This is a genomic window from Sinorhizobium sp. P24N7 (assembly GCF_042436655.1).
In the GTDB taxonomy this organism is placed as follows: Bacteria; Pseudomonadota; Alphaproteobacteria; order Rhizobiales; family Rhizobiaceae; genus Sinorhizobium; species Sinorhizobium meliloti_A.
The window spans coordinates 1-385 of sequence record NZ_JBHMIW010000158.1; the positions used below are offsets into that span (position 1 = coordinate 1).

1 pseudogene is annotated in these 385 nt (G+C 67.3%); it reads left to right on the top strand.

The window, feature by feature from the left end:
- A pseudogene (locus tag ACFHWW_RS34425) lies at positions 1–385 on the top strand (NAD(P)(+) transhydrogenase (Re/Si-specific) subunit alpha); the annotation flags it as partial.

The window sequence follows — 385 nt, forward strand, 5'->3', positions numbered from 1 at the left end:
CGTGCCTGCAAGCCGGGTGCCGCGATTTTCGCGACCATGGATCCGCATCGTGCGAACGGGGCGCTGGACGTGCTGGCACACGCAGGCGTCAATGCCTTCGCGATGGAACTCATGCCGCGCATCACGCGGGCGCAGTCGATGGACGTGCTGTCGAGCCAGGCCAATCTGGCGGGCTACCGCGCGGTCATCGACGCAACCGCCGAATTTTCGCGGCTGCTCCCAATGATGATGACCGCCGCAGGCACCATACCCGCGGCGCAGGTTTTCGTGATGGGCGTCGGGGTTGCGGGATTGCAGGCAATCGCCACGGCGCGCCGGCTCGGTGCCATCGTCTCCGCGACGGACGTCCGACCTGCCACGAAGGAGCAGGTAGCGTCCCTGGGTG